14 protein-coding genes are annotated in these 19,001 nt (G+C 44.9%); 7 read left to right on the top strand and 7 right to left on the bottom strand.

The window, feature by feature from the left end; all coding sequences use genetic code 11:
• Window positions 1–10: 10 nt before the first annotated feature.
• On the top strand, window positions 11–460 hold the full coding sequence (locus GZN30_RS12455) for a DoxX family protein (protein ID WP_075647743.1): 450 nt from the start codon (window positions 11–13) through the stop codon (window positions 458–460).
• 196 nt (window positions 461–656) lie between these two features.
• On the opposite strand, the gene prlC is transcribed toward GZN30_RS12455, so the two are convergent.
• Window positions 657–2,699, bottom strand: a complete 2,043-nt coding sequence (prlC, locus tag GZN30_RS12460) for an oligopeptidase A (RefSeq protein WP_075647742.1) — start codon at window positions 2,697–2,699, stop codon at window positions 657–659.
• A gap of 269 nt (window positions 2,700–2,968) precedes the next feature.
• Between prlC and GZN30_RS12465 the strand changes: the two genes are divergently transcribed.
• From GZN30_RS12465 to GZN30_RS12490, 6 genes are all read left to right on the top strand, one after another.
• Window positions 2,969–3,808 (top strand): 23S rRNA (adenine(2030)-N(6))-methyltransferase RlmJ, encoded by an 840-nt coding sequence (locus GZN30_RS12465; RefSeq protein ID WP_075647765.1) that lies wholly within the window; start codon window positions 2,969–2,971, stop codon window positions 3,806–3,808.
• 246 nt (window positions 3,809–4,054) lie between these two features.
• Entirely contained in the window at window positions 4,055–5,410 is a 1,356-nt protein-coding gene (gene gorA, locus GZN30_RS12470; protein WP_075647741.1) for a glutathione-disulfide reductase, read from the top strand.
• A gap of 427 nt (window positions 5,411–5,837) precedes the next feature.
• Window positions 5,838–7,142: a serine/threonine protein kinase gene (locus tag GZN30_RS12475; protein ID WP_075647740.1), complete on the top strand. Its 1,305-nt coding sequence runs from the start codon at window positions 5,838–5,840 to the stop codon at window positions 7,140–7,142.
• A 5-nt stretch (window positions 7,143–7,147) separates the two neighbouring features.
• On the top strand, window positions 7,148–8,605 hold the full coding sequence (locus tag GZN30_RS12480; protein WP_075647764.1) for a chromosome partitioning protein ParA: 1,458 nt from the start codon (window positions 7,148–7,150) through the stop codon (window positions 8,603–8,605).
• Between the two features lie 5 nt (window positions 8,606–8,610).
• Window positions 8,611–9,171 (top strand): ECF-type sigma factor, encoded by a 561-nt coding sequence (locus tag GZN30_RS12485; RefSeq protein ID WP_075647739.1) that lies wholly within the window; start codon window positions 8,611–8,613, stop codon window positions 9,169–9,171.
• 325 nt (window positions 9,172–9,496) lie between these two features.
• Window positions 9,497–11,767, top strand: coding sequence for a hypothetical protein (locus GZN30_RS12490; RefSeq protein WP_075647738.1), 2,271 nt, complete (start codon window positions 9,497–9,499; stop codon window positions 11,765–11,767).
• Window positions 11,768–11,891: 124 nt separating this feature from the next.
• Here the strand turns inward: GZN30_RS12490 and GZN30_RS12495 are convergent, their stop codons facing one another.
• The 6 genes from GZN30_RS12495 to GZN30_RS12520 all read right to left on the bottom strand — a co-directional run bounded on the left by GZN30_RS12495 (window position 11,892) and on the right by GZN30_RS12520 (window position 18,930).
• Window positions 11,892–12,821 carry an SPOR domain-containing protein gene (locus GZN30_RS12495; RefSeq protein ID WP_075647737.1) on the bottom strand — a complete coding sequence of 310 codons (930 nt, stop codon included), beginning with the start codon at window positions 12,819–12,821 and terminating at the stop codon, window positions 11,892–11,894.
• A 268-nt stretch (window positions 12,822–13,089) separates the two neighbouring features.
• Window positions 13,090–14,733, bottom strand: coding sequence for a phosphoethanolamine transferase (locus tag GZN30_RS12500; RefSeq protein WP_408646816.1), 1,644 nt, complete (start codon window positions 14,731–14,733; stop codon window positions 13,090–13,092).
• The gene (locus GZN30_RS12505) at window positions 14,730–15,098 is read right to left on the bottom strand and encodes a diacylglycerol kinase (protein ID WP_075647736.1); all 369 of its coding nucleotides are present in this window, start codon (window positions 15,096–15,098) and stop codon (window positions 14,730–14,732) included. Before GZN30_RS12505 ends, GZN30_RS12500 begins: the two co-directional genes overlap by 4 nt.
• A 178-nt stretch (window positions 15,099–15,276) precedes the next feature.
• Window positions 15,277–16,215 (bottom strand): ABC transporter permease, encoded by a 939-nt coding sequence (locus tag GZN30_RS12510; RefSeq protein ID WP_075647735.1) that lies wholly within the window; start codon window positions 16,213–16,215, stop codon window positions 15,277–15,279.
• Window positions 16,216–16,217: 2 nt separating this feature from the next.
• Window positions 16,218–17,195: an ABC transporter permease gene (locus GZN30_RS12515; protein ID WP_075647734.1), complete on the bottom strand. Its 978-nt coding sequence runs from the start codon at window positions 17,193–17,195 to the stop codon at window positions 16,218–16,220.
• A gap of 184 nt (window positions 17,196–17,379) precedes the next feature.
• Entirely contained in the window at window positions 17,380–18,930 is a 1,551-nt protein-coding gene (locus tag GZN30_RS12520; RefSeq protein WP_075647733.1) for an ABC transporter substrate-binding protein, read from the bottom strand.
• Between the last annotated feature and the right edge of the window lie 71 nt (window positions 18,931–19,001).

The following is a 19,001-nucleotide window of genomic DNA, read 5'->3' on the forward strand; positions in this document are numbered from 1 at the left end:
GGAGAACACCATGACCACCAAAACCATGCTTGAGACCTATGATGATCTGATCGGCAAATTGCAATGTGTGTTCGTTCCACTCCTGTTACTATTTTGCCGTTTGTGGGTCGCTTGGGTGTTTTTTAATTCCGGTCTGATAAAAATCAGCTCATGGGATAGCACCCTCTACCTGTTTGAGTTGGAATACCAAGTGCCACTCTTGCCTTGGGAATTAGCCGCGTATATGGGCACTGCCGCCGAGCTTATCCTGCCCGTATTTCTCGCATTCGGCTTACTCACTCGCCCAATGGCAGCCATCTTGTTTGTCTTCAATATTATCGCTGTGGTCTCTTACCCATTACTGTGGGAAAAAGGCTTCTATGACCACCAGCTGTGGGGCTTAATGATCTTAATCGTCATCGTTTGGGGACCCGGTCCAATATCCCTCGACAAGCTAATTAAAGCTAAGTTGCAAAACTAACTCACTACCCAGCATATACAAAAAAGCCTTCCAATCGGAAGGCTTTAATATTTCTAATCAATCTAATTCAACACTCAGCCAAACTAGTTGGCGTTGTAGCTAGGCGTCCAAGGAGCAAAGCCTCTGAACATAGACAAACTATGTGATGAGGTTTGCGAGCGTAGGACAACAACGCTACAGCGCCAAATAGGCAGGGTTAGGCTAGGATGCCAGAATGACGTAACAAAGCATCAATCTCCGGCTCTCTGCCACGGAAACGCTTAAACAGTTCCATCGGCTCTTCACTGCCGCCCATCTCTAGGATGTTATTGAGGAAGCTTTGTCCGGTTTCTTTGTTAAAGATACCTTCCTCTTCAAAGCGTGAGAACGCATCTGAAGAAAGCACTTCTGCCCATAGGTAGCTGTAGTAACCTGCGCTGTAACCACCTGCAAAAATATGGCTAAAGCTGTGCGAGAAACGGTTCCACTCTAGACCTGGTAGTACGGCAACTTTCGACTTCACTTCAGCTAACGTTTCTAGCACGCGTGGACCGACTTCTGGGTCATATTCTGTGTGTAGCGTGAAATCAAACAAGCCAAACTCTAACTGACGCAGAATAAACATCGCCGATTGGAAGTTCTTCGCCGCGAGCATTTTATCGAGCATCTCTTTTGGTAGTGGCTCACCGGTCTCATAGTGACCAGAGATAAACGCTAGCGCTTCTTCTTCCCAGCACCAGTTTTCTAGGAACTGACTTGGTAGCTCTACCGCATCCCATGGTACGCCATTGATACCTGACACTGCACCGGTGTTCACTTGCGTTAGCATATGGTGGATACCATGACCAAACTCGTGGAATAGCGTCACTAACTCATCATGAGTAAACAGCGCTGGCTTGTCACCGACCGGTTTATTGAAGTTACAGGTTAGATACGCTACTGGGGTCTGTAGTTCACCATCCAGTGTGATACGGCGACCACGGCAGTCATCCATCCAGGCACCGCCACGTTTGTGCTCACGCGCGTACAAATCAAGATAGAAGCTACCACGCAGTGTCTTCTCACTATCAAAGATATCGAAGAAACGCACTGACTCATGCCAAGTATCGACCCCTTGACGCTCGGTCACTGTCATACCGAAGACGCGGTTCAATACTTCAAACAGACCACTCACGGCTTTCTGCTCTGGGAAGTAAGGGCGCAGTTCTTCATCAGAAATTTGGAACAAGTGCTGCTTCTGTTTTTCGCTGTAGTAAGCAATATCCCAAAGGTTGAGCTCAGAGACACCAAATTCACTTTGAGCAAATTGACGCAACTCTTCCACTTCGCGCTCACCTTGCGGTTTTGCTTTGGTGGCTAAGTCATTGAGGAAGCCCAGTACCTGCTCTGGCGTTTCCGCCATTTTGGTTGCCAGTGATTTTTCACTGTAAGTACCAAAGCCCAGCATACGTGCAATTTCATGACGCAGTTTCAGCTTCTCGGCGATGATTTCACTGTTGTCCCATTTACCTGCGTTTGGACCACGATCAGACGCGCGCGTTACGTACGCTTCGTACAACTCTTGGCGCAGCGCTTGATTATCACAGTAAGTCATCACTGGCAGGTAAGATGGAATATCTAATGTCAGTAGGTAGCCATCAAGCTCTTTCGCTTGCGCGGCGGCTTGCGCTGCAGCGAGTGCAGACTCAGGCATACCCGCTAACGCTTTCTCGTCGGTAATGTGCTTTGTCCAACCCATGGTTGCATCGAGCACATTGTTAGAGAATTGCGAGCCTAGCTCAGACATGCGTTTGCTGATCTCGCCGTAACGACGTTGCTCTTCGGCTGGCAAACCAATACCCGATAATTCAAAGTCACGCAGTGAATCGGTAATGGTTTTTTGCTGCGCTTGGCTTAATGTAACAAAGGCATCGCTACTCTTAATCGCTTTGTACGCATCAAACAAACCTTTGTGCTGACCAACCCAGGTACCATACTCAGATAAAATAGGTAGGCAGCTTTCGTACGCTTCGCGCAACTCATCGCTGTTCATCACTGAGTTCATATGGCTCACTGGTGACCAAATGCGGCTTAGGCGATCATCCATCTCTTCAATTGGCGCAACAACAGACTCCCAAGTTGGCTCACTAGCGTTTGCCATTACTTGCTCAATCTTGTCACGGCAATCGCTAATCGCTTGCTCGACTGCAGGCTTGATATGCTCAGGTTTGATCTGAGAGAAAGGCGGTAAGTCGGTAAAGGTAAGAAGCGGATTAGACATAATGCATTCCTTATGTTTGCACAAAGCGAACTGACGAGTTCGTTTGAAATTTAATAATCACGTCTATGTTAAATATAGGTAAGTTAAGTGATTTTCAATAGTCATCTCGATGATTATGCTCACAAGCCCAGCGAAATAAAGGCACTGGCTAAGTAAAAAACCGGCTTAGGTCGATTCGCCAATACTGCCCCTCTCACTGAGTTAGGTATATACTAAGCGCAATTGTTAATCCTAAGATTATGGTCAAAAGACCGTTTCGAGAGTGTCACTTGCTGAGTTATCGTCACAGTTTTCACGCTGGCAACCATGCCGATGTTGTTAAGCACATTGTGCAAAGCCTTATCCTTGATGCCTTAAAGCAAAAAGATAAGCCTTTTGTTTACCACGATACCCACTCGGGTGTGGGTCGCTATGACCTAACCCACGAATGGTCAGAAAAAACCGGCGAATACAAACAAGGTATCGCACGTATTTGGGACAACCCAAATATCCCTGAAGATATCAAAAGCTACATTGAGTCGATCAAAACCCTCAATAACGGTGAAACTCTGCGTTACTACCCAGGATCACCACGTGTAGCGCGTGCGCAAATCCGCCCACAAGACCGCATGGTGTTAACCGAACTTCACCCAAGTGATCATCCACTACTTGAACAAGAGTTCGAACGCGATCGCCAAGTCAGCATCTACAAAGAAGATGGCTTTAAACGTCTTAAGGCAAGCTTACCGCCACAAGAACGTCGCGGCTTAGTGCTGATTGATCCACCTTATGAGCTCGCGAAAGAGTATCGCGATGTGGTTCAAGCGATTTATCAAAGTCATAAACGCTGGGCAACCGGCATTTACGCAATTTGGTACCCAGTGGTGAATCGCTGTGATATCGAAGATATGATTGAAGGCTTGGAAGGGCTTGGCATTCGCAAGATCCTGCAAATTGAACTGGGCGTCTCTCCAGATACCAATGAGCGTGGCATGACGGCATCGGGCATGATTGTAATTAACCCGCCTTGGAAGCTAGAGAGCCAAATGCAAGAAATCTTGCCATTCCTGCAAGAAGCTATTGCACCGGCAACAGGTCACTGGAAAGTCGACTGGATTGTACCGGAATAATCCCATCATCTTTAGAACGCAGCGACTCTTTTCGCTGCGTTTTTTTATCCGCTTATTCCCCTTTATATGACTCTCATCGCTATTTGTCATAAGCAATATCACTTTTTCCCATTTAGCAAATTGCTAGACTCGATTTATGATAGCAACATAGGATGGATAGCAGTTGATATGGTGATGTTGAGTTTATAACTCACCACCCCAATGTAACTGTTGTCAGACAAAATTAATAAGCTCTTGGAGAAAGTAATGGCGACTCATTTTGACTATATCTGTATCGGCGGCGGCAGCGGCGGCATCGCATCAGCAAACCGTGCAGCAATGTATGGCGCTAAGGTAGCTCTGATTGAAGCAAAAGACCTTGGCGGTACGTGTGTAAACGTAGGTTGTGTACCAAAGAAAGTGATGTGGCATGGCGCGCAAATCGCTGAAGCGATGAACCTATACGCTCCAGATTACGGTTTTGATGTAGACGTAAAAGGTTTCGACTGGGGCAAATTGGTAGAAAGCCGTCAGGCTTACATTGGTCGCATCCACCAATCTTATGACCGCGTGCTTGGCAACAACAAAATAAACGTTATCAAAGGTTTTGCTAAGTTTGTTGATGAGAAAACTGTCGAAGTGGATGGCGAACTATACACGGCTGATCACATCCTTATCGCAGTCGGTGGTCGTCCTACGATTCCAAACATCCCAGGCGCGGAATATGGCATTGATTCAAACGGCTTCTTTGACCTTGCAGAGCAACCAAAACGCGTTGCTGTGGTTGGTGCAGGTTACATCGCGGTTGAGATTGCGGGTGTACTGAGTGCACTTGGCACTGATACGCACCTATTCTGCCGTAAAGAATCACCACTACGTAGTTTTGATCCAATGATCATCGAAACATTGGTAGAAGTGATGAACGCAGAAGGTCCAACGCTGCATACCCACTCTGTACCAAAAGAAGTGGTTAAAGAAGCGGACGGCAGCCTAACGCTACATCTAGAAAACGGTGAGAGCCAAAATGTTGACCAGCTCATTTGGGCAATCGGTCGTCACCCAGCAACCGATGCGATCAACCTGAGCGCGACGGGTGTAGCAATCAACGAACGTGGCTACATCAAAGTAGATGAGTACCAAGCAACCAACGTACCTGGCATCTACTGTGTTGGTGACATCATGGAAGGCGGTATCGAACTTACACCGGTTGCGGTTAAAGCGGGTCGTCAGCTTTCTGAGCGTCTATTCAACAACAAGCCAAACGCAAAAATGGACTACGCGCTAGTCCCAACAGTGGTATTCAGCCACCCACCGATTGGCACCATTGGTCTAACGGAACCTGAAGCGATTGCTCAATACGGCGAAGAGAACGTTAAGGTTTACACCTCTGGTTTTACCGCGATGTACACAGCTGTAACCCAACACCGTCAACCATGCAAAATGAAACTTGTGTGTGCTGGCGAAGATGAAAAAGTTGTCGGTCTGCACGGTATTGGCTTTGCAGTGGATGAGATGATCCAAGGCTTTGGCGTTGCGATGAAGATGGGCGCAACCAAAGCAGATTTCGACTCAGTAGTCGCTATCCACCCAACGGGTTCGGAAGAATTCGTTACGATGCGTTAAGTAGCAGTACGCGGCTTGCCAGTCGTATCACTACCATAGCGTACTAAATCGAAAGCCATGCATTTATAAAAAGCATGGCTTTTTTACATCATTACTAAATTGAAAAGTAATTGCGAAATTGTTGATTTGATCGCCACAAAGTAAAACGATGTAACACTGAAACCATCTAGCACTTTCGTGCGAAGTGTTTCATGTATCCGAACCAAACTTCCAACTAGTCATATTCTCGCGCTCTATCCCTTTCTACACTATTCACCACAATACTTAGCATGTTGATCCAATAACCAAACCATTCTGTGCCTGGTTTTACTCTCCAGTCCAATACATGGGTGCATACCTTCTCAAAAACGAAACACAGTTAAGTAATTGTTATTATTATTGGTTAACCTATGTTAATCAGATATACCTATAATTGATTATAAAACCAGTGAATATAGAAACCAGCTCAACAAATATCTATTACTCACTGCTCGACCTAGAAGAAAGTCACAAACAGGCTCGCTTGAGTGCCTTGCAAAAAGAAAATCCTTCTTTATATGCCAAGGTAAAGCGTTTAGTTAATGCAGAATCTTCCCAAAGATTAACGCAGCTTTTTCATATTAACGTCAGCAGTACCACCAAACATCAAGTCGATCATAGCAATCAACAGATTGATAAATACCTGATCGAGTCTGAAATTGGTCGTGGTGGTCTGGGGGTCGTATATGCCGCCACTCGAGCTGATAAGAGCTTTGAACAGCGGCTGGCAGTCAAGCTTTTGCACAGTGATTTAGCCAACATCTTGCCGCAACAAGCGCTATTTGCTGAGGCACAGTTACTGGCGCGTCTCAATCACCCTCACATTGCGAAGGTGTTCGATGGGGGGATTTATGATGAGCAAGTGTATCTCGTCATGGAGCGAATTGAGGGTGACCATCTTGCTCATTATCTCGAAAGTCACAACCTCAGTGAACGCAACAAACTCATGCTATTTGGTCAGATTTGCGCTGCGATCGAACACTCTCATCAGCAAAATATTGTGCATGGCGACCTCAAACCCGAAAACATATTGATTGATCATCAACAACAAACGAAATTGATTGATTTCAACCTAACTCAAAACATTAACCAACAGCAAGATGGGTTTCGAGCCTTTAGCCGTCAGTATGCCAGCCCAGAACAACAAGCGGGAGAAAGACTCTCGCCCAGTAGTGATATTTATTCACTCGGTAAACTGCTTGAGTGGCTGCTCTTGGAAACAAAAATCAACCACGATTTACAAGCGGTCATCAACAAAGCGACCAAACTCTTGGCTGAAGAACGTTATCAGAGTGTCGCCCAACTCCAACATGATATTGAATGTGTTTTGACGCGACAGCCTATCTCTCTACGTAGATCGCAACCCGTTTACCAAGCGCTTCGTCTATTTCAACGCCATCCACTCACTTGTTCACTCGCCCTGTTTCTGACTTTCTCTGCGACACTATTTAGCTCCATTTTGGTCGCTAAAAATCAGCAGTTGCAACAAGAAAAACGGATTGCAGAGAACATGATGTTTGAAGTGACCAGCATGATGTTCAATACCAAAAGCCAACAACTGCACGATATACCAGCCAGTGCGATGCTTGACCTCACTAGACGCCGAATACTCGCCAATCCGGAAATCCCCGCGCATATCAAACAGAAAATGCTGTTGGCAATGATGACCTCATCCAGTACCCCATACAGCTTAGCCTTGGAGAACAACCCGTGACGAAAATGAACAAGCTACCCATTGCCCTAAGCGCTAAAGCTTCACTCGCATTGTTGGGGCTTACGCTCGATCTCCCAGCCCAAGCAGAGGTGAAAACAGGCTACTTTATTGATGCTCCGGTGACAGGATTATTTTATAGCACCAGCTCTAATTTAAGCGGCACCACCGAAAAAGGTGCATTCCAATTTAGAAATGGGGATATCGTTAATTTTTATCTCGGTAGCAGCGAGCAAAGCTATTTGCTCAGTAAACTCTCTGCGCAGATGATTGTTACGCCCACCGCAGTGACAACCAAACCAAGTCGCAGCATTAATATCACGCGGTTATTGCTCGCACTGGATAGTACTCCTGAGAATCGAGAGGAAATCATCTTACTCAGTGACTTAATCTCTCAACCAGAGTTTCAACGTCAACTGCAAAAACTCGACTTGAACAGTCTTGATGAAGCGGCGATCAGGGAATTGGATTTGGATCTGCCCTCAATACAAGAAGCCGCAGAACATCTCAATCAAAGCCAGCAATACATCAGCCAGAAATTCAACTCTGATGAAATTGTTTTCTCGCCACTTAATAAAACCTTTCGTTACATCGTAGTCAAAAAACGTGATTACAGCGGTCGTATTTGCGCGCTCGATTTAAAGCTGCGTAAGCACCCTGACTACCAGCCTCCAATTGGCACGCAAAGCTATAAAATACTGCAAGACTCACTTATCGAATACCCAGAGACTGGGGACTATTTCGATGGCTGCTATCTCGAACCAAGCACCGCAACGCAACCCATAGTGACCCCAAAATCTGAAATCGATCTGACCTATGGGCTATATAATTGCGCAGTAAGTGGCTGCACCCGACAGCAGCTCAACGGTTTTGCCATTGACGACTATAACGATGATGGTGACCAAAAATATCGTTCTATTGCGATTAATTTTGACCCAAGCACCGAATTGGTCATGGAGAAACTGCAAGGGCTAGGTCCAAAAGGAAATATCCGCCATGCTAATCGCAGTGAAGATCTGTGGTTCACCTTTCCAGTAGAAAAGAGCAGCTCTTTTAACTATGAAGGGGTTTGGCAGCAAACCTCGTACTTGACTGATAAAATTGAAAAAAGCTGCTTACTGATCAAGCAAGGGACGATTCATTCCGCGTCATTGAACAATGAACAATGCCCACTTGAGATCGATAATTATGATACCGATGTCACCCATCTCTACCCTGATATGTGGTGGGTCGACAGCGATTCAAATAACGCATCTTTAGAACAGTTTAATATCACCGTCACTTGGCGACAGCCGCAGACTCACACCCCAAATTACACCACTTGGGAATACCTACCCGTTGGTAAACATTGGGACAAAGGCATTTTATATCGCTATCAACAAACCCTTTCCAAATCAGCGCGAGGCATGGAGCAACTCGATACTTACGCGATCTCTGAATACCAAAAAATCACCGGAGTAAATTAATCGATATGGAATCCACAATTACTCACATCATCCAGCAGTGGCAAGCTGGCGACAAACACGCCGAGAATCAACTCTACCAATTTGCCTACTTAAAACTGCGTAAAGTGGCACAAAAAGAGCGGGAAAGAAACGCGCGCAAGTATGGTGAGGACAATAAGGTATTACTGGATAGCGTGAGTAGCACGACCGCATTAATCCATGATGCCTACCTAAAAATGTCGAGCTGTGATTTAAGTGACATCCAAAATCAGCGTGATTTTTACTTAATGGCGGCGACTGTCATGCGCCAAATTTTGATCGATAACGCTCGCTCACAACTGGCGAAAAAGCGCCAAACAGCCACCATTGTTCAAGATGAGCAGCAAGCGTTTGAAGAGTTAATTGTCGTAGACCAAGCATTAGATCACTTTAGCCTAAAATACCCCCGTCAATCCAAAGCGATTAAACTCAAGTACTTGATGGGGCTAAAAAATGGCGAAATCGGTCAACTGCTCGAATGCAGCCCAAGCTTAGTAGAGAAAGACCTCAAGTTTTCCCGCAGCTGGCTTCAAGCGCAAATGGCATGATTCGTATACGTCATCATATGGCTTGGGTACTAAAGCCCAAGCTTTCTTAAATTCTCAAATAGCCATTAAAAATAAACTCATCAACCACCTAGTACTATTTAACTCAGCAAGTTAAACCTAACCTTCGTTGTCCAATTTTCGATTGAACCACGACACAAAAGTAAAAAAAATCGAGTTTGTTTTACGGCTTTTTGTCTGCTTTACGTCCCTTGAAAGCGATTCGTAAACCAACTAAAAATTGAACAATTACTTAGTTTAATAAACTTAAGTACCAAAAACGGGTCGAGATATAAATCACACTAATAATTAAAAGGGACAATTCAGAATGAAAAAACTGAGTTTACTAGCAGCGTCAGTTGCCGTGGCTTTAACAGGTTGTGGCGGTGGAGATGGAAGTGGCAGCTCTAGCGACAATTCATCAGGAAATAGCGGCGTCACTATTACAGGCTTTGACGGATACTTCGAAAACGCAGTGGTTTTTATCGACAAAAATAATGACGGTAAGTGGGATGTTTCGGACAAGGTCCTTGGCTTAACAGATAAAAATGGCCAGCTCAACGTAGGAGAGACAAAACCACAGGGAACTCTTGCATTGCAAATATTAAACGGCGACAACAGTGATTTCACTAGCCAACTGATAGCCAATGAGCTTAACCTTAACTTATTCACTGTCGATTCTGATTTTCCTGGTCAACCGGTAGAGAAACCATTGGTTTTCCGAGCACCAAACTCATCAGATGTAATATCACCAATCACCGACCTAGTTGCCATAGAAATGGCGGCAAACAGCTCTTTAACTGAAGCGGAAGCGATTTTAGAGGTCAGCAAAGCATTTAATGATGGCGTTGAAGAGCAAAGTTTCGATCCATACACAGACTTCGTCAGTGGCAATCAAGCCGATCCTCTGTTACATAAAACCGCGCAAGTTCTAACCGCTTCAAAAGGCGAAGATCCAACCGCTTACCAAACCAAAGCGAAAGAGATCGCCAAAGAAGCTAAACTATTGGTTGATACACTTACAGAAGAACAACAAAAAGACCCAACTTATGTCACGAGCGTGGATGGTGACCCGCAAACAAATAGTACACTCAGCTTCAAAACAACCGTTAGTGCAGAGGTTCAGCAACGAATCCAAGATGAACTGGACGAGCTTGATTTAGAAATTGGCACACCGGGAGCAAGGGACTATTTCATTAGACTCGACCTTACTGAACTATTTGTGGATAAAGATGCAGTCATTACTTCCGAGCTAATTAAAATTGATGCCGCAAGTCTTTCCGGCAGCAATATCGAAGCAGTTTATGCCTCTTCTACGGACTTTCAGCTTAATATTGGCGTGAGCGATACTAAAGTTATCGCGAAAGCGGGCGAATTTAGAATTGTGGTACACGTTGGTAATTCAAACGATACCAATGCAACAAGCGCAATTTTCACTTTAGATGTGGATAAAGGTGACGCTAGCGCACCTGAAGTTACCGATCACTATGACGTTATTGAACAACAGATAGAAAATTGGTCTCTAACAGAAGGAGAAGAAGTACCATCTCAAGCTCAGTACGTTATTAGCTACGCCGGACTATTTAACCACGATAACTTTGCAATCACCTTAGATTCGAGTCTTGAGTCAAATGGTCTCTCTTTCACGAAAGACGAAAACGCCAAGACTTTTACACTCACTGGTACGCCAACCAAAGCGAGTGAAGATTACGACGTTGATTTCAAAGTCTGGATTACGGCTACAGATACACAAACAGGCCTATCAGAAAAAGTCACCTTTGATGTACCAGAAATTGCGGCGGAATCGCTGCATCCTCTTGAAGCTAAAGACTTATTCTTTATCGAAACGCCTGAGTGGGGAAGTGCAGTCAACCTAAGCCATTGTGTTTCTTTCCGTTTAGAAGATGGTCAGTTCTTCCTCGGCGATACTGGACATTCAGAGAGTTTGACCGTTAGTTGTGCTCCTGTTTCATCGACAGCAAGCGGTAGCTACACTATTGATGGTGATATTATTACCATTGCCGAAAATGGTGAAGACCCAATGACCTTGGAAATCAAACATACCTCAGAGCAGGGCGACGCAACTCGATTTATGGTGAGAAGCGTTGAACAAAACGCCGATCAATCTACTCATGTTGCGATGTTTGAGGCTATTGATGACAAAGAAGAAGCCGAAAGTCGCATCAATCAGCGCTCTACCTTAAACTGGGATGATCTTTCGCAAATTACAACGTTAAAGATCAACGGCCAATATGTTGAATTGCATATCACTGCGCAAATGCGAAACCAAAGTGATAACGGCAATGGTGTTGCTGATGCAGACTTATGGGTTGAAAACATGGCTGGCAGTATCACTTGTAACGATATGCAAGCATCATTTGATGGAATCTCATTTGGCGACCTTGGATCTAATCAGGGATGTCGTGACGAAGAAGAAACTCGTGATGGTGTTACCTACGAATACGTGAGTTATGATTTTGACTCTGCCGCTGAATTTGTTGACCAAAGCACCCATCGTATATTCCTATTCGGTCTTACTGATGAAGAGCCTTCATTCAATATGAACATGACTTTTGATGGTAACAGCTCTTATGACTAGTTCTGACTACAAATTAATCACATTTACTGACTAGGCTACTTCTCATTAAATCAAACCGCTCCTTCGCGAGCGGTTTTCTTTTACTCATTCAAATAGCATCAATATTTACTCAATTACTAGGCACTCACCCCACACACATCACGTTAAGCAGCGAGTTCCCGGAGGTTGTTGTCATTTTCCCGGTGGTAAATAACGCTGAGTTATCCGCCCCCCAGTAAGGTAAATACATCGGCCACTGATTGGCTTTCATCACATCCGCTTCTAGCAGCGTTTGCCACTGCTCGCGATTCGGCACCTTCATTCCCAATGAACCACACAGTTGGTTGGCTTTAGCAAAATCAAGCCGAGTCCACGGTTTGTCATATTCCATATAGAATTGATTATCGCCAAAAGGCAGATACGGCATTTTAAAATGCAAATTTCCAAGTTTGATTTCACCGCGAATCGATACTTCCATTGATTCGGGCTGTGCTTTAGCGATATTGGGAATTGGTTTATCCGTAACCACTTTGGTTGCTTTTACCGGAGGAAGAATCGTCGTTGACTGACGCGCTGGCACTAATGGCTTTGCCGGTTTAGCAGAGATGGCTGCTGCTTGTTGCTTTTTCACTGGCGCGCCTTTGATCACTTCACGAATGAATGCTTGTTGATATGGTTTAAGCTTTTTGACTGCCTGAAGTTCTTTACTCGCTGTGGCAAAATCTTGATATGGACCAATCAAACAGCGCGCGTTTTTACCTTCAATTTTCCCCCACACATCGGTAGATATGTGCTGATAAATCACTTTTGCTTGATCAAGGGATAAAGGCTTGGCAAGCACGCCACACTGAATCCAGAATGTCGACTCACTGCCTCGCGGCGTTTGTTTGCCCCATAGCCCTTTGCCGATTGGGCAAGATGCATTAAGTAACGGTAGCTCATGGGTTGAAGCTTGAGTTGCATCGCAAAGCACTTCTTGAGCATTTGCGGATAAAGTCAGGCAAGCACTACCTAACGCAATTGCAGTTAGCATTTGGGTGCGTTTAAAACAAAACGGTAGCAAATTCATATCCATATCGATTATCGACCTTTGTTGTTATTTTGATTATTCGGCAAAAAACACTCAGCTTAGAGCAACTATACTCAACTGGCTTTTCGATGCAGTATGCAAAGTCTTATCACTGGTTTCAGTTCAAGGAAAACCATGGCAATCGACATTGTATACCGTGCAGCGTTGAGAAAATGTGAATGCAAAAAAAGAGCCGTTTCAGCAAACGACTCTTAGTTTAGAAAATCAATCTAGTGCAATTCTTAGGCATTGATCACTGTTTGCATGTAAAACGCTAATTTTTACTACGACAAGTAGAGAAAATATCGAGCTTTGACTGATAAACCTCACTTTGCACATCCATCACGCCCAATAAAGAGTGGAATAAATTGTCATGTGAATGGGTATCGGTCAGCTTCGCCTGCTGTTTTAAACAATCGATATCAATGTTTTTTGTTGCTTGAAATTCTGGTGACATCCAAACAATCAATGGCACGGTTTTTTGATAATCAGGGGCAATTGCATAAGGAGCACCATGCAAAAACAACCCATCCTCCCCTAATGACTCACCATGATCCGAAAGATAAATCAGCGCGGTATTGTACTTATCCTCAAGTTGAGTTAATCGCTCAATCAACTGACTTAGTACATAATCGGTATAGCGAATCGTATTGTCATAACTATTGCGAATTTGCTCCTCACTGCAGTTTTCAATATCCGCTCTTGGGCAATCAGGCTGGAAGAATGCCATCTCTTTAGGGTAACGCTTGTAGTAAGTTGGCCCATGACTACCAATTAAGTGCAGCGCGATCATGCGGTTACCGGAGAGCTTCTCCACATTCTGTTCAAAGTTTTCCAACAACACCATGTCATAACAAGTATTACCATCACAAGTCGCATCAACGCGGTGACGATTCATCATTTGACGCTCAATGTGCTTGGCGACTGTTTTATCACCACCGTCGTCATCTTCCCACACCATACCAATGCCAGCACGCTTAAGAATATCGATCGCATTGTCTTGGTTCACTGCCACATCATGGTCATAGTTATCGTGAGTTAACAGAGAGAACATACAAGGCAGAGAAACCGCGGTCGCAGTACCACATGAGCGTACGTCTTGAAATGAGACGACATTTAATTTCTCTGTGTAAGGGTTGGTTTCACGCGGGTAACCATTGAGCTGATAATTCTGCGAGCGAGCGGTTTCACCCACTACCAATACCAATAACGTCGGTTTGGTCTTCGCCTGCGCTAACGCTTGCGCAGATTGATGGGCATCGACGCCCAACTCTTTGTAAGGAACGGGGGTATAAAAATAAGTTTTGTTGATGTATTTCACTGTCGCACCGACAAACTGTGTAGGCACGATGACATGCTTCAAATAGCTATTATTGCGCCCAACAGAGGCGTAGTCCTGATAATAAAGCGCGGCAATGAATATGATGACCAACACCGAGAGCACCATAGATATGAGCTTAATACCCAGGAACTTCAACCAAGATTGTGAGCGTATCGGTACCATCGCCAATAAGATTGCAGGTACAAGACCTAAAGCAACAAACCATACTACCGAATAAGCACTCAAGTAAGCGTTCGCTTCGCCGCTATCGGTTTGCATGATATTGGTGATCATATCTGCATCAAAAATAGTACCGTAATTAAATCCGGCATAGCTCACCAAAGCAGATGAAACCAGTAACAAGATAAAAAAGGGTTTGGTGAAATACGGCCAGCTAAACAGATTAAAAATAAAGTTAAGTGCTGCCCAGAAGAAAAAGGGGATCGAAATAATAAAACCAAGATGCACCGTCTCCATTTGGCTAAAAATATGTTCCAGCTCTTTATAAATTGGCAAGTTGAACACCAAAGCAAAATAGAGCGCCAGCAGAGCGGTAATCGATAGATAAGATAATGAAAAACGACGAGATTGCATCATACTAGTTGCTCCACAATAATCGATACCCAGGTGAACAGAGCAAGTAACAAAGCCACCAACACAGCAGCTGAACCAATATCTTTAGCTCGTCCACTGAGTTCATGCCACTCAGAACCCACTCTATCAACCACAGCCTCTATAGCTGAGTTTAGTAGCTCTACGATAACAACTATCGCAACACTACCAATCATCAGCACTCGCTCTACCACGCCGACGGGCAAGCAGTAAGCCACAATCGATAAAATAGCGAGTAAAAGCACCTCTTGACGAAAGGCCGCTTCATGTTTCCATGCCGCTCCAAGTCCCTTTATCGAATAGCCTGTTGCATCGACTATTCTTGCTATACCTGTTTTTCCTGGTTTCACTTGCTACCTACTTCTCTGTTTTCGTGCCATCGCACATATTTACGAACTGAATCTCTGACAACAATTTTCATATATTTTTGATGAGCGCGGGCAAAAACAAAGATTCCATATTTCAAACGTAATGTGCAGGCATAAAAAAACCGCGAATTAACGCGGTTTTCTCATCATGGGTGAGTGGTTAACCTTTATACAGTTTAGGGTTGAATACATCGCGTAACCAATCACCTAACAGGTTAATCACGAGTACTAACGTCACCAACACAATACCCGGGAAGGCGGTTATCCACCATGCACCAGAGAAGATGTAGTTAAAACCAATACTGATTAGCGCACCGAGTGATGGCTGATCGACAGGCAATCCCAAACCGAGGAAAGAAAGCGCCGCCTCAGACATGATCGCATTGGCCACTTGAACCGTTGAAATCACCAAAATCGGCGATAAGCAGTTCGGTAGAATATGGCGGAACATAATACGAGGCGCTTTAAAGCCCATTACGCGCGCCGCTTCCACATACTCTTTCTTCTTCTCAGCTAAAACCGAAGCTCGGATAGTTCGCGCATACTGTGGCCACTCAGCAATACCGATAATCACCACCAGCATCACCACCGCGTACTGGCTGTAAAACTCGCTACCGAAGCTCGCCTTAAATATTGCCGAGACAATAATTGCGACCATCATGGTTGAGAAAGACAGCTGTACATCAGCAAAACGCATCAAAAAGCTATCAATGCGCCCGCCAAAGTAACCCGCAGACAAACCAATTACGATACCAAGTACTAACTGCAAACCTACCGCTAAAAAGCCGATAGTCAGTGATAAGCGTGAACCATAAAGAATGGTAGAAAGAATATCGCGCCCTTGCTCATCTGTACCCAATAAGAAGCGTTCATCCCCCTCTTCCATCCATGACGGTGGTAGCTCTGAGTCCATAATATCAATCGAGCTAAGATCGTATGGGTCAGTTGGTGAAATAATCGGTGCCGCCAGTGCTAACACCAAGAACATCATAAACACAGCAAAGCTGAACATTGCCACTTTGTCGCGTAAGAAGTAGTAGAGAAAATCTGATTGTTTGAATCGCTCCCAACGAGAAGGAGCTGTCACTGTCTGTTCCATGATTACGCTCCTTTGCCTGTTAAGTTCACGGTTGGGTTAATCAATCCATATAGCAGGTCGACAATGGTATTGGTCACCACAAATATCAGACCCACAAAGATGACGTAAGCGGTAATCAGTGGCGTATCAACACGGTTAATTGCCTCAAGGAATAAGAAGCCCATACCCGGCCATTGGAATACCGTTTCAGTCAAAATGGTATACGCCACCATAGTACCGATTTGAACACCGCCCACCGTAAGCACAGGTAGCATGGTGTTCTTCAATGCGTGCTGGTAGTAGATCTTCTTCAGATTAAGCCCTTTCGCTTTCGCGAACTTAATGTATTCCGAGCTAAGCACTTCAAGCATTTCAGAGCGAACTAAACGAATAAACAGCGGCAACATAATTGAAGCCAGAGAGATACATGGCAGAACTAAATGAGAGAGACCATCAAGGGTGAAATACCCCGACTCCCAACCCAACACATTGGCAGTATCGCCTCGTCCGTAGGAAGGCAACCAGCCAAGCTCAATCGAGAATACATACATCAGCATAATCGCGGTTAAGAACACCGGGATCGATATGCCGACACTACTCATCGCCATCACCACTTTGGTAAAGACACTTTTAGGGTGAATCGCGGAGTAAACGCCCAATGGAATAGAGAAAACAATAATAATTAACGTCGCACCAAACACCAACTCGAGAGTGGGTACTAACTTATCCAGAATCACTTCTGCTGCTGGACGTTTGAAGAAATAGGATGTGCCTAAATCGCCTTGCAAAGCATTACCAACAAAGCGGGTATATTTTGTAATGAAGGGATCGTTCAAGCCGAGCTCGTCACGTAAGGCTTGGCGTTCGGATTCGGAAACCGATTGACCAACAAGCTCACGTAGCGGATCACCCAAGTTATCTTGAATGGCAAACGCCACTAAACTGATCACAAACATCACTATCAGTGCCTGAAACAGGCGCTTGACCAGAAACGAAAACATTCCTTGCCCCTTTAACTTTCCATAGAAATCTAATTGCAATACAACGGCAATTAGACAATCAGTCTGCAAATCGGTACCTAGCCCGACTGAGTAAAGCTAGGTACCTCAAGCTGACAAGAATGGCTAGCCACAAGCGTTACCGCTCTGCTTAGCCAAACTCGTTAAGCCAAATTACTGCACGAGCTTACTTAACCACTAAGTCGCCAAAGTATGGGAAGTTCATACCATTGATGATTGGTTGAATATCCACATTGCTCTTCGCCGCCCATGATGGATCTTGCCAGTGCAGTGGTACAAACGCCGCTTCATCATAAAGCGTCGCTTCGACTTGTTTTAGCATCTCACCACGTTTCACCAGATCCGTTTCCGTATTCGATGCTTCGACTAGCTTATCCACTTCGGCATTTGAGTAGTAACCACAGTTGTACTGACCTTTACCTGTATCAGCATTACGAGTCATGGCTAAGAACTCAGTAAAGTTTGCTGAATCTTCCGTATCTGGGTGCCAACCAATCATCAGCATGTCCGCTGCACACTTATCAAACTCAGGCCAGTACTGTGCTTTTGGCATGGTTTTCAGATCAACCTTAATGCCAATTTTCGATAGCATTGCCGCTGATGCTTGTGCGATCTTGTCATCATTCACATAACGGTTATTTGGCGCCATCATGGTTAGCGTAAAGCCATCTTCATAACCCGCCTCTTTCATTAGCTGTTTTGCTTTTTTCAAGTCGTAGCGTGGTTTCAGCTCTTCGTTGTAACCCGCATAACCGACAGGGCTCTGTTGAGCTGCAGCAGTCGCTGCGCCTTTCATAATCTTCTTAACGATGCCTTCGTTATTGATGGCGTAAGTGATCGCTTGACGCACGCGGACATCTTTCAAAGCAGGATTACTGTTTTGGTTCATTTGGAAGGTAATTACACGTGTGCCCGGCATGGTGTATAGGTTTACGTTATCCGCGCTCTTAATTCGTTTGTAATCATTCGGAGAGACTGGGGCAATCATATCCACATCACCAGAAAGCAATGCCGCAACACGTGTCGCGTCCTCTTTGATTGGCACTAGCGTGATCTTGTCTACGTTACCGGCATCTTTATCCCAGTAATCCGCAAAACGCTCGAACTCCACCTTAACACCTTGCTCACGCGAAGAGATCACAAATGGACCCGTACCAGAAACGTTAGTCGATGCAAACGAGTTACCGTGTTTCACTAGCTCTGCTTTATCTTTGCCATCTTCCGTTTTACCAGTGTAGAACTTGCTATCCATTGGGAAGATGTAAGTCGCCACGTTTTCAATCAGTGGGTAAGTACCATCGGTTTTTACTTCAACGGTGTAATCATCCACTTTGGTTAGCGACACTAGCGGACCAAAAATACCTTTAAAGTCAGGTGAGCTCTTTAGGCGATCGAATGTCCATACTACGTCATCCGCAGTAAGCTCATTTCCTGAGTGGAACTTCACCCCTTTACGAAGATTGAAGCGCATTGTTTCATTATCAACGCGCTCCCAAGACTCAGCCAAACGTGGCTCGAATTTCATCTCTTGGGTAAAGCGTACTAGTGGGTCAAATACCATGTGTGACATTTGCAGAGTACCGCCTGACAACTGCTCGTGGGGATCAAGTGATACTGGATCCGCATCATAAGCGACTGTGATATCAGCTGCGGCTGCACTTAAGCTCAAGCCTGCCGCCATTAGTGCGACTGCGATTTTGCTCTTCATGGTTTTCATTGCATAACTCCTTATGCGGGATTTCAATCCCTCGTTGTGTTGTGTTTGCATCTATCAAGTAACCAAAGCTT

Origin of the sequence: Vibrio ponticus, from assembly GCF_009938225.1 — a bacterium.
GTDB classification, from domain to species: Bacteria; Pseudomonadota; Gammaproteobacteria; order Enterobacterales; family Vibrionaceae; genus Vibrio; species Vibrio ponticus.

What these genes read in the sequence shown, in the direction of transcription:
- GZN30_RS12455 (WP_075647743.1), top strand. Translation starts at nt 11, where the DNA reads ATGACCACCAAAACCATGCTTGAGACCTATGATGATCTGATCGGCAAA.
- prlC (WP_075647742.1), bottom strand. Translation starts at nt 2,699, where the DNA reads ATGTCTAATCCGCTTCTTACCTTTACCGACTTACCGCCTTTCTCTCAG.
- gorA (WP_075647741.1), top strand. Translation starts at nt 4,055, where the DNA reads ATGGCGACTCATTTTGACTATATCTGTATCGGCGGCGGCAGCGGCGGC.
- GZN30_RS12480 (WP_075647764.1), top strand. Translation starts at nt 7,148, where the DNA reads ATGAACAAGCTACCCATTGCCCTAAGCGCTAAAGCTTCACTCGCATTG.
- GZN30_RS12485 (WP_075647739.1), top strand. Translation starts at nt 8,611, where the DNA reads ATGGAATCCACAATTACTCACATCATCCAGCAGTGGCAAGCTGGCGAC.
- GZN30_RS12490 (WP_075647738.1), top strand. Translation starts at nt 9,497, where the DNA reads ATGAAAAAACTGAGTTTACTAGCAGCGTCAGTTGCCGTGGCTTTAACA.
- GZN30_RS12495 (WP_075647737.1), bottom strand. Translation starts at nt 12,821, where the DNA reads ATGGATATGAATTTGCTACCGTTTTGTTTTAAACGCACCCAAATGCTA.
- GZN30_RS12500 (WP_408646816.1), bottom strand. Translation starts at nt 14,733, where the DNA reads ATGATGCAATCTCGTCGTTTTTCATTATCTTATCTATCGATTACCGCT.
- GZN30_RS12510 (WP_075647735.1), bottom strand. Translation starts at nt 16,215, where the DNA reads ATGGAACAGACAGTGACAGCTCCTTCTCGTTGGGAGCGATTCAAACAA.
- GZN30_RS12515 (WP_075647734.1), bottom strand. Translation starts at nt 17,195, where the DNA reads ATGTTTTCGTTTCTGGTCAAGCGCCTGTTTCAGGCACTGATAGTGATG.
- GZN30_RS12520 (WP_075647733.1), bottom strand. Translation starts at nt 18,930, where the DNA reads ATGAAAACCATGAAGAGCAAAATCGCAGTCGCACTAATGGCGGCAGGC.